Source organism: Pseudoalteromonas sp. AWM4_233, assembly GCF_056158285.1.
In genome coordinates, this window is record NZ_JBSWSZ010000001.1 from 583,879 (window position 1) to 596,082 (window position 12,204).

5 protein-coding genes are annotated in these 12,204 nt (G+C 40.1%); 3 read left to right on the forward strand and 2 right to left on the reverse strand.

The window, feature by feature from the left end; all coding sequences use genetic code 11:
* Positions 1-300: 300 nt before the first annotated feature.
* The gene (locus tag ACXAC4_RS02525; RefSeq protein WP_475158772.1) at positions 301-2,589 is read right to left on the reverse strand and encodes a tetratricopeptide repeat protein; all 2,289 of its coding nucleotides are present in this window, start codon (positions 2,587-2,589) and stop codon (positions 301-303) included.
* A gap of 374 nt (positions 2,590-2,963) precedes the next feature.
* Between ACXAC4_RS02525 and ACXAC4_RS02530 the strand changes: the two genes are divergently transcribed.
* From ACXAC4_RS02530 to ACXAC4_RS02540, 3 genes are all read left to right on the forward strand, one after another.
* Positions 2,964-3,935 carry a transposase gene (locus tag ACXAC4_RS02530; RefSeq protein WP_475158774.1) on the forward strand — a complete coding sequence of 324 codons (972 nt, stop codon included), beginning with the start codon at positions 2,964-2,966 and terminating at the stop codon, positions 3,933-3,935.
* Between the two features lie 363 nt (positions 3,936-4,298).
* Positions 4,299-6,089 carry a hypothetical protein gene (locus ACXAC4_RS02535; protein ID WP_138562894.1) on the forward strand — a complete coding sequence of 597 codons (1,791 nt, stop codon included), beginning with the start codon at positions 4,299-4,301 and terminating at the stop codon, positions 6,087-6,089.
* A 905-nt stretch (positions 6,090-6,994) separates the two neighbouring features.
* Positions 6,995-9,133: a winged helix-turn-helix domain-containing protein gene (locus ACXAC4_RS02540; protein WP_475158775.1), complete on the forward strand. Its 2,139-nt coding sequence runs from the start codon at positions 6,995-6,997 to the stop codon at positions 9,131-9,133.
* A gap of 174 nt (positions 9,134-9,307) precedes the next feature.
* On the opposite strand, the gene ACXAC4_RS02545 is transcribed toward ACXAC4_RS02540, so the two are convergent.
* Positions 9,308-12,157, reverse strand: a complete 2,850-nt coding sequence (locus ACXAC4_RS02545; RefSeq protein ID WP_475158777.1) for a M16 family metallopeptidase — start codon at positions 12,155-12,157, stop codon at positions 9,308-9,310.
* Positions 12,158-12,204: the final 47 nt, after the last annotated feature.

A 12,204-nucleotide genomic window follows, 5' to 3' on the forward strand; every position in this document is an offset into this window, starting at 1 on the left:
GCCATCCTTGGCGAAATCACGGCTTAGCTCGCATCCATGCGAGCACATTACTCATCAATTGCTTATTTTCAGGCGTGATAGAAGGGGGAGTGGAGTTGTCTGTTGGTTTTGTTTTTAGGGTTGCAAAATGCAAGACCTGAGTCTGTGAATTTAACACAACAAAGCTAAAAATTATCAATTAACAGAATAACGATGAGAAAAATTGAATCATTATATTCCACGTAATTAAACTTCGAACTGAAGTTAGAATGTCATTCACAAAGCTTAACGATCAACAAGACCGCTAAACTTTAAACCTAATTATAGCAAGGAGAAACATTGATAGGTTGCATATGCATATGGGTGTTTGAACATAGATATTGTACCATTCTTATTATCAATCATGGCCTTTTGATGTTCATTATCTTTGTCTAGTATATTTAATAGAGAACTTTCAGTGACTGAAACTAGTTCAGCAATAGAAGCTGAAAAAGCTCTTTCTACATCTCTAAATCGAATTAGATTTTTCGAAAACTGATGAGACAGAACATATGAAAACTTATCAAACGTTTTCCATGAAGATGCTATACATCTTGATTTTCTATTAATCAATAAGCTAGTAGATAAACTAAATGTGTCGTGGCTTCTAATATTATTTAATTTTGGAGCACGCTCAGATAAACTAACCTGTCGACGAAGTAAATTAGATGAACTATGACAGGAATTTAATAATGCTATCTTGTAGTTTAGCTTATATAACTTAGTCTGAATGCTATGAATATCAATAACGTGCCCTTTGTGTAACAAAGACACATGGCACGGATCACTATAAAAATCTATTGGCTCACCATGCGTAGTAACATGTATTATATCTGAATCCTCTACTTCAATTCGAAATGTTTCATCATCATTTTTTTCAATCATGCATATATTTTTTACTTTAAGGTTATTCGAGAAGTTCTCTATCTCTAGCCGAGACAATACTAAATCTGAATTATCGCATATACCTATAACTTTTGAGTATTGATTGTCAATATATTGGTCTTGATATATAAACATGATTGGCACACTTTTTATGAAAAAATTCCCCTGCACCATCTTTTTGTTCAATGACTCGTTACAATAAAATACAGAGGTTATAGGAAAATCAGAAAACCTATCAGGAAAGTAAACTACTGAGCCCACTTCTTCTTTATCTACATCAATAATAAATTCATTCAGCAAGCTGGACATATATTGATGAACTTCCTCTAACTTTCGTGCGAACTTTTGGCTGCTGAGTTCTTCTGATTTATACCTAATAAAACTTGATATGTAATCTGAAAAAACCTCTTCATCAATAGTGATAACTCTAAATTTCCCTCTATTAACTAATAGCAACTTCCTTTGTATAGATAAGAAACTAATCATTAAAGCCGAGTGATCTAAAAAGCCCCAAATCTCTCTAAAAACATCGTAAATACCTTCGTGAAAAAATGGAGTCTGAACATTGTATTTTGAAACAATTGAATTTATAGATTCGTTTAGTCCATTCCATCTCCAAGCGTGATATATATCATTATGATCATCATACTTCTCTATCATGCCATAGAGAAAGGGTGCCCCATTCTCAGCTACAGCCTGAATATTCTCTTTTATGTCAATGATGTCCTTTTCAGGCACTCCCCATTCATAAAGATTGTCACACCAACATAATAATCTCATCCAATCAGACAGCTGATTTGAACGGCTAAATGAAAGTATAAAAAGTACATCCTCTGTCATATACTCTTCAGGAATGCTAAGTATTAGGTTCTCTAATCTTGCAACATACTTTTCACGAATCCCCCTTCGATAATGAACCTTAATTACCTCTTCCATTTGATGTTGGATTATACTCACAGCGTTACATAGCCTTGATATTGCCTCTCTATAATTAAAACAGTATATCAATGACTTAGCATATATTAACTCATATTCAATTAAAGCTTCTTTATTATGAACACTGGAAGTATTTGCACTTTCCAGTAAAGACACCGATCTTTCTGGCTCACCTTTTTCTCGATAACATATAGCAAGATTTGACTTGACAATTAATTGAAGTGAGGGTTCTTCTACAATTATGGATTCGAAAATATCTATTGCATCACTATAAAGCTCTTTTTGCATATATATAGTAGCCAAGTTAGCCATCAACCTCGGTTCCATCTGCACATTTAGTGAACACTCTCTTATCCTTTCATAGCACTCTAAAGCACTATCAAGGTCTTCATTCTCGTAGCACGCCGCTAACAGTAACTCTAAGAGATTTATATAATCTCGCCAGCGCGAATGTAAAATTGCAACTTCCATAGCCTCTTCAATAGCTCTATAAGCCGCCTGAATCTGATTATAATCCAAGTAAAGATTTGCTAAATATTTAAGGTGTTTAATGTTTTCATTCACGAAGTTAAAATCACGATAAAAATTGCAACATAAGCCCAATAGCCGAATAATAATATCGTTAGTTAGTCCATCTTTACTAGTTATGTATTTATGTATTTTCTTGACTGTTTTGAGGCCCTGCTTTCTATTCCGATGAGAAACATTCCTTTTTAATTCGATTTCCAGTTTTTCTATTTTAGTCTTCAAATAAAACTCCTTATTGCATTAAAATGAAAAACCTAACTTAAAGTTTAAGATATACCATATTTATCATATCAAAAAATCAATGGGGTCAGAGTCGTTGATTTTTAAAAATAAACAGGACACCCACCTCAAAAATTGACCAATAAACATCCATCGCCTACTTTTAAACTCAAGACATTCAAGTAGGCACATACAATGACAAAGGCACGAGAGCAGCAGGTGAGCTTGCAAAATACCAAGTACCAATCAAAGGGGTCAGAGTCGTTGATTTTGGAATCAATTAAAAAATAAAATAATCAGGACACCCACCTCAAAAATTGACCAATAAACACCCATCGCCTACTTTTAAACTTAAGACTTTCAAGTAGGCACATACAATGACAAAGGCACGAGAGCAGCAGGTGAGCTTGCAAGATACCAAGTACTACCACTGTATTTCACGTTGTGTACGTCGTGCCTATTTGTGTGGTGAAGATGCGCATACGGGAAAATCTTACGAGCATCGCAGACAGTGGATAGAAGATAAACTGCAACAGATATCTAAAGTATTTTGTATTGATGTATGTGCGTATGCAGTTATGAGCAATCACACCCACTTTGTATTGTACGCAGACGATAAAAAAGCAAACAGGCTTAGTGATAAAGCAGTGCTAATCCGTTGGCATAAACTGTTTAAAGGCACGCTCCATACCCAGAAGTTTTTGGCTGGTGAAAAGTTAGATAAAGGTCAGCAGTTCTTTTTAGCAAAAGAAATAAAAGAGTTTAGGCAGCGCTTGTCTGATATCAGTTGGTTTATGCGGGTTTTAAATGAGCATATCGCCCGAAAAGCCAATAAAGAAGACAGCTGCACAGGCCGATTTTGGGAAGGCCGCTTTAAATCACAAGCGCTATTAGATGAAGCCGCCTTAGCTGCGTGTATGGCTTATGTAGATTTAAATCCTATTCGCGCTAAGATGGCGAAAACGCCAGAAACATCAGAGCATACGAGCATTAAAAAACGTATTGAATCAGCAAAAGAGGGAAAGCAGCCCAAGAGTTTACTTCGCTTCTCTGGTAGTCCCAGAAAACATATGTCTAAAGGTCTGCCTTTTGAATTTAAGAATTATCTACAGCTGGTAGAACAAACAGGGCAGTGCATACGTGTAGATAAAAGAGGTTCAATCGACTCCTCTCAGCCTATTTTAGCTAGGTTAAATATTTGCCCTGAAAACTGGCTAAAACTTACCACGCAATTTACCAAGTCTTTTAGAGGAGCTGTAGGGCGTGAACAGTCACTGCAAAGCTATTGTGACCACGTACAATTACAGCGGCGCAGCAATTTGACCCAATGCCAAAGGCTTTTTGCCTAAATATCTCATACTCTTCTTTGTACTTACTTGGTTGTTTATCGATAGGCACGTTGCTTAATTATACTTTTACGTCACCCCCCTTAGTTTTTAATCATTTACTTACCTTTTTGGGTTTAGGTTTAGATATTTGAATTGGTTAGTCTGCATACAGACTTTGTTGTTGGCTTTCTGTTTTTAAAAATTAAAGTGGCTGTCCTCTTAAAACATTCCCAAGGCGCAAATTGCGGTGAAAAAGGCCGGGTTCAAGGTCGCCCTGGAGGGGATGATGCTCAAATTGTGATCGTAGTTTTACACGAGTAATCAAGGTGTATTGAACCTAGCATGACGGTTGATGACGTGATCAACTAAAAACGGAGACTATTCATGCTGATTTTTATTACACCGAAAGCACAGGACTATAATGCCATTAAGCAACCTGACAAAGAAATCATCCGGAAAACCGAGATAAAGTGGAATCCCATTAAAACCCCGGTTTTGGTTGCCTGGTACGAGATCTGGTCCGAGCCGATGGATTTTGCGAAAGATGTGCTTATTGTTGCTGAAAACGATGTGGTTTGCCGGGCGTTATTGAACATGGCATCCGAAAAAAGCCAGATCGACCACTGTATTGATGACGGTGCATTTAAAGAGAAAGATCTACAAGACAAATATCTGTCAATGTTGAGAAACTGGTTGTCGCCTCTATCCGGCAACGTGACCAAGAAAGCCTATACGGCGCATGCTGCCGATTTTGCGACCCAGTACGAAGAAGTATGGCTAAATCCCCCTTTTTCGTTTGACGAAAAAACAATGGCACAGGTTGCCGATCTGGCTTTTTTCAAAGGACAACGAAACAACGGGCGCAGGGATAGGGCCCAAATCTATCGCAATATTACCGAGGTCGCCCGGGCACTGGTTGGTGAAATGACTTGCTGGGCCGCGCGCAAGGCCGAAAAAGTACTGGCCTATAGGCTGTTGCGAAGCCCGGGATTGGCCAATTGTCAACGCTTGATGTTGGCGGAACTCGTTAAGAAAAACGTTAAGTTAAAAACCTCCATGTGGGAGTATTTACCCTATTTTCTTTATGGTGTTGCCGGGGATAGAAATAAAAGTGCACCGCATGCTGAATTGGTGTGGGGAGCCATCTATGATGTACTTAAGGATGATGAATCGACCGGCGGGTTGGCAGACGATGAAATATGGCTGGCATTCAAATCCAGTGCAGATATGTACCGGCGCTGGCGCGAGTTACCCCGGGTAGTCAGGTATCAAACGTTAATAAGCGATATCGCCCGAATGACCAACGTGGCCAAGATAGACAGTGCCCATTGCCGGGTGCAATTTCCATCTGCGCTATTTGAGTTTGAAAACTTTTCACCGAAACCGCAAGTGTGGGACAAAAAGGAAGCCTACGTTGTCGAGCATAAACTGCCTAACCCGCATGATCCTGGGAAAGAGTTCCCTTTTGCCTACAACTGGACCCGTAATGAATTTTGCCCAAACGTGATAACCGCCCGGCTATTGATGGCGCCATTGTATGCCGGTACATCCGGGCATACGCAAGGACGCATATTGGGCTGGATTCAATTTTTAAAAACAATCGAATCTGACTTAGCCTCGAAGATTCCGATTCACTTGATCATACCGGCCGGGTATTTTGCCCTTTGGCGGCTGTATTACGACAAGCGGGTTAGCGGTTTTCATACGCCGTTTGAAACTTTACAAGGGGCATACGTCGCCCAAATACAAATGCAAGATACACAAGTTAACCCCATTGACAAAACCTGGACCGAGATAGTGCATGTGCTGGGGGGCCAATTGCGGCTTGATGAGTTGTGGCGGGGCTGGATGGATGAGCTTTGCCCCAAAGGAACTGCACGTATTGCCAAACTTGAACAGTTGCTGGTAGAAGAGCGGGCCGCGGTGATGAATAACGAGCCAGGGGTTTCGATTCCCCGCTGGAGCGGGGAAATGAACCCGGCGACGACCGGCACCGACGTCAACCCGTGGAGCGATAATATGCTCAACAGGGCCAGTGACAGCGCCTCGTTGAAAATTCTGCTTGAAGGTATGAAACACTCCGAGCCCTTGACCGAAGAAGATTTCGAGACAATGGCGTTTGAGCTCGAGCAGGCAAGAAACGTGCCCTTGCCCGATGACGAGGAATTCGTTTGATTTTGATAAATTTTTTGCAAATGTTTGGGGTAATTACTAAATATGTTAGTCAGGATTTTAGTTAATAGTTTTAACTGAGAAATTAAGGGGGCAGGATTTTAGTTAATAGTTTTAATTGGTCATTTAGATTCGGATCAACATCAATACGGCTTTTCAAGGCATAGAAGTCAAGTTGTGAGTTAATAGCTTTATCCACACAAACACAAAAAGCCCCAGCAAATGCCAGGGCTTTTCTAAGTACATTTATACAGCCGCAAAGCGACCATATAATTACTGCTCAGCAGTAATTATGTACAATCAAAGGTGTCAGAGTCATTGATTTCTGGCTTTGATTGCATTTACAAGAAACTACAGATTCAGGTTTTGCATCTGTAGTATTTATAGTCAAAGGGTTCGACCTGACCCCATTATATCTACATTAAACCCCAACCACTAAAGCGCTTGCCTCAACAATATAACTGCCTTTTTTAACCACAAACAGCGCTCATAGCTGTTAATTTTCAAGGGTATAAGGAATAACTACTGAATATTCTTTTAAAATCTTTGATAATATCGATATTAGGATCTGTTTATCATCAACTGTGTTGTTGCAGTAGTTTGAGTGGTATTTATACAAGGCAATGTCTGCGTAGAGTAGTCATTCTATGTAAGTCAGTCGATAAGACTATGTACTCCTAAAAAGTCACCTTACCCTACTTCCATGTGGAGCAACACAGTAGAAGTGCTTATCGAGCGCAGCCCTTTGGATTTACCTGAGTTGGCATTGTTCATTGTTGCTTAAGTTTTACCTAGATCACGAGGCGGAAAACTGCGCGACACGACCAAAAAACACGAAAAAAGTTAAACAGCAAAGCTCAACAGACCCTAAACAAGTTGATATTACTCGTCACTAATTTGGAATTTTCATGGATCTCGAAACAACGCACCCGAACTATATTGATATTGGATGCTGGAAACTGAATACAGCCACGCAAAGCATCAGTAATGCCCAAGAAAGTAAGGAGCTAGAACCATTACTTTTTAAAGCACTGATGTATTTTATTAAAAATCAAAACCGGATCATAACTCGCCAAGAGCTTGCACAAAACGTGTGGCAACTTAATTTTGTTGATGATAATACAATTAACCGTGTCATATTTGAGCTAAGAAAGCAGCTGGCTTCTGATCTGCAACCAAAACCAGTGATTAAAACACATTACCGAAAAGGCTATAGCTTTACTGTACCGCTAGAAGATGCAACGGAGCTATCAGCTGAAGCAGAGACTCCAATTTGCAAAAAAAGCAAAGTATCAAAGCCTTATAAATATTATCTTATTGCATTTACCTGTTTTTTCTTGGTAGTTATTGCCATCACTCTATATGTAGTGATGCCCCGTAAAACTACTGAGCATAACCATCAGCCACCACAAGCTACAACATTTAACAATCAAATTCTCTCGTGGTATCGAGGCCATCACGGCAAATTATACAACTCTCCAGATCAGCGCTACCTTGCTTATAGCTTTAAATCCGCGACCAATGAAGCGAATGCACTAGGAGAGATAAGACTAATGGATCTCACCACCCAACATGAGAAGGAACTAAGCATACCGACAAACAGCTCTATTTTAGGGTGGTCCGCCGACAGTAATTGGATTTACTATTTACATCAAGCTAAACAAGACTCAGAGCAATCGGTGTGCGAATATCGCAAACATCGCCTATCTACTAACACCAGTGACCGCGATCAAGTTTTATTCCCTTGCTCTGGCGGTTCTATTAACGCAATATTTGATTTTGGCCAAGCACAAATTGTGTATAGCCGACGAGGTTATTTAGGGGTACCCAATCTCGGAGCCATTTATCGTTATGACCTTAATACTCAACAAGAAACTCGGATCACGACACCCAGCAATCATGGTTTTGGTGATCGCCTGCTTGCAATCATCCCCGAAACACAACAGTTGATTTTTACGCGTAACATTGGTGATAAGGTTGAGCTATTAGTCACCACTCTAAATGGCCATAAAACTTTGAAATTAGCTGAATATACATATTTGTTATGGGCTGCAAATTGGGATCCTAAGCAAAAAACGGTGTTGTGGTTTGACCATGACCGCAGCGAAATAAAGCGTTATTCAATGCAAACTTTAACAGAGCTACCACCTGTGAAAGTAGCAGTAGAACCAACATCGTACGTTTTACCTATGTCAAAGAGCCAGCTACTTATGACCACTTATGGCTATGATCATGATAGTTATGTCATTGATTTAAAAACGGGCGAGTCAACAGCTTTTGCTAAACCTAAGATCTATGAAGTGATTATGGCCTATCTTGGAGAGGGGGAGTTTGCCTACACGGATTCGCTTTTTAAGGACACCGAGTCATATAGTGTAATTCGAATCGACCAACATCATAGATATAGTCCTATCTCACAGCTGAGTGCTGGATATTCCATCACAGACTCCGATCCTACCGAGCGGCAAATATTGGTTAAGCAGACAGTGAATAAAGTCGCTCAAGTAAGAGCTTTAGGCTCACTCGATATACTATACACGATGCCAGATAACGAAAAGAATGGTGACACCCGCCTACACAATAATCGAGTGGCACAGTTGCGCGCCCATGAAATAACGGATGATAAAATAATTGAAGTGATCTCTATCAGAGATCAACAAAGCAAAACTCTTCCTGCTAGCAATATTGTCGGTATTGACTGGTATGACGATACCCAGCTTGTCACTCTATCGAGCAATCGAGACATTGCACTATTAAACGTTGTAACCAACGAAGTCACCCCGTTAATATCGGGAGAAGCCCTGCACCATAGTTTGAACGGTGAACAGGTTAGACCCATGATCACGGCAGCGAACGGTGATATATACCTTTATAATCGACAGTCTGTATTTAAGCTTAATGGCGATAACACCCTTGAAACCGTTTGGGATATAAAGTCCGCAGTCAATGCCGACTCTGGCATCTACTATTTAGATGCACATGGTGACAAACTGCTGATTTCTTACATCACTCGATACCATAATGAAATTAAGTTATATCAACGCTAGGACATGTCAGCACAAATAATAGATTGCATCGTATTGGTACTCCGTTGCCAAGTGTTTGCCGTCTTCCCAGTAACTAGTAAAAATACAAATTGGATATGCGCTTATTTGTCAAAAGTCGAGTAAAAAAATGGCGAGCACAGAGTGTTCGCCACGGTTGGGATCAATTTGTTTAACTTATTGGATGGTTAATGTTTTAACGTTAAAGCCCTTGGCCTCTAGTTGCGTTGTCAATGAAGGCGCGTCACCCACTACAATGTAAGTCATATTTGTTGGTACAAGGTGTTTAGCAGCCAATTGGTTTAGTTCTTTTTTAGTCACCTTTTCGATAATGTTAGCCTGTGTTTCTACAATACTTGAATCAACATTATGTGCGTGCATCATCGCAAAGAAGCTTAATTTTGCAGCTGGTGTTTCATATTTCAGTGCATCTCTTTGGGCAATGGCATTTTTTGTGAACTCCACTTCTTTGTCTGTAAGTCCCGATCTATTAACCAAGTTTAATTCATGTTGAATTTCGTTTAGTGCATCTGCCACATTTTCAGCATTAATGCCTGAAGAAATCACATAGTGTCCAGTGTCTCGATTTCCAGAGAAAATGCCACGGATACCATAGGTGAAGCCTTTATCTTCTCGCAAGTTTTGCGTCATACGGCTGTTAAAACTATTTGAGAACGCAAAGTTCATAATCTGATTTTTAAAATGCTCACCCGTTAAGTCTGCAGCCACAGTATGCGTTGCCACCCTAATCTGCGCCTGTGGTGCTTTTTCTTTGTGCACAAGGTAAATCGTGTTGCTGTCTAACTGCGCAGGTGTTGGTTTAGCCATGGTAAGCTCACCTTTACCCTGCCACTTAGATAATGCTCCTTCCAATGCGGTAATCAGTTTAGATTGTGCCATATCAGACACTACTGACAATTTGCTGCCTTGCGGGCGAACTTGTTTGGCGTAATAAGATTTAATATCGGTAAGCTCTAGTTTTGCAAGCTCGTCAACAGTAGGTAACCAAGGTTTTCTGTAGTTTCCTCTTGCATACATCACTTCATTTAATGCACTATCCGCTAAAAAGTCAGCACTATCGCGCTCTGCTTTACTGTACTCCATGACAAGGCCTTTCACGCGTTCAAAATCTGATTCAGCAAATTTAGGTTGCAATAACTTCTCTGCCAACACCGCTAATGTTTGCGTTAGATTCTTGGTTAAAGTCGACACTTCAACTTCAATGTGCTCAGGCTTAGCATCAAATGATATTTCCGCACCAAGTTTAGCTAACTGCTGAGCGAGTTCTGATTTTGTATGTTGGGTTGTGGCTTCAGTTAGCATTTCCACCGTTAATAATGCAAGACCTGGTAATTGCTCGGGGTCATATAAGCGACCGGCTGGAATTTGTAATAGTAAGGTTGTAGTAGGCGTTTCAGCATCTTCTGTACCTAACACTTCAATACCATTCAAAGTTTTTGTTTTCCAAAGCTTTGGTAATTTAAGCGTTTTTGCAGCACCTGAGGTAGGCTTTATACTGCGGTCAAAAGTATCTACGATAACCGGTAACTCTACCTCAGCTTTTGCCGTTTCAGTGCCTGCTGGTTCGAAAAATGTTGGTGTATAATTGTCTGGTTTCGCCACTGTCTCCGGCTTGCCTTTAGGTACAATGCTGAGCACAGTATGTGGTTTGTTAGCAACATATTGAGCATATACACGCTTAATATCATCTACTTTTAGCGCTCTAATACTTGCTAGCTGCTGACTCAAGTAGTCAGGACTGTTATGGAAAGTCTCAAATTCGGCAAGCATTGACACTTTACCTTGCACACTTTGCAGCGCTCTAACAATTTCTGCTTCTCGTTTGGTAATAAATAGCTCAATGTCATTTTGAGTCAGGTCATTTTCAATGTAGTCACTCACTAAGGTTTCAATATCTTGGTTTAGCGCCGTCAACGTTTTACCACTTACAGGGTGTGGCAGTGCGACAATAATCATCTGACAAGATAATTCAAAACACATATGCGTAGAGCTTGCATGGACAGCTTGCTGAGTATCAACTAACTTTTGACGCAGCATTGAACTTTCACCTTGGCCAATAAAATAACCCAGCGCATCTAATGCGGCTTCGTCTTGGTGCCCCATATAGGCCGTCGGATAGGTTTTTCTGATCAGTGGCAGTGACACATTATCTTCGTACGACACAAAACGAGTTTCACTTAATGTACCTGGCTGTTTTGCAGCGCTGGTCACGGCCTCGCCTCGTGGTATTGAACCAAAGTATTTTTGTACCAATTGCAACACGTCATCGCGACTAATTGCTCCACCAATCGTTAGTGTCGCGTTATTTGGGCCATACCAACGTTTAAAGAAGGCTTTTAAATCGTTGGCATCAGCTCTATTTAGATCCGACATATATCCAATTGGCATCCAAGAATAAGGGTGTCCATAGCCATACAGGGCTTGATGCGACTTTTCGGTACCTTGCCCATAAGGCACATTGTCATAACGCATCATACGTTCATTTTTTACCGCAGCACGTTGAACTTCAAACTTTTCTTGGGTAATACCTTGAGCAAAAAAACCCATACGGTCTGACTCTAACCACAGCATCTTCTCTAATTGATTTACTGGGACGGTTTGGAAGTAGTTAGTTCTATCTAAATTCGTTGTGGCATTTAGCTTTCCACCCGCTTCAGTCACCATTTTGATATGTTCTTCATCTGCCACATGCTTTGAGCCTTGAAACATCATGTGTTCAAATAAATGAGCAAACCCTGACTTACCCAGCTCTTCTCGTGCAGAGCCAACATGATAAGTCACATCAACATGCACTAATGGGTCAGAATGGTCTTCATGTAGAATAACGGTTAGGCCATTATCCAATTCAAACTTTTCATATGCGATACCAATATCACCGCGCTCAACCTGTTTTTGTTCAACAAATTCTGCACCTGCATATTTTATGTTTTCAGACGATTGAAACTGACTACAGCCATTTAATGTTGCAGCCATAATTACTGCCATTGCTACTTTGTTTAAAAGCATAAGAAAATCCTTATATCAACTTTATTATTTTAACTATCTGTTTAGAG

What these genes read in the sequence shown, in the direction of transcription:
- ACXAC4_RS02530 (WP_475158774.1), top strand. Translation starts at nt 2,964, where the DNA reads ATGACAAAGGCACGAGAGCAGCAGGTGAGCTTGCAAGATACCAAGTAC.
- ACXAC4_RS02535 (WP_138562894.1), top strand. Translation starts at nt 4,299, where the DNA reads ATGCTGATTTTTATTACACCGAAAGCACAGGACTATAATGCCATTAAG.
- ACXAC4_RS02540 (WP_475158775.1), top strand. Translation starts at nt 6,995, where the DNA reads ATGGATCTCGAAACAACGCACCCGAACTATATTGATATTGGATGCTGG.
- ACXAC4_RS02545 (WP_475158777.1), bottom strand. Translation starts at nt 12,157, where the DNA reads ATGCTTTTAAACAAAGTAGCAATGGCAGTAATTATGGCTGCAACATTA.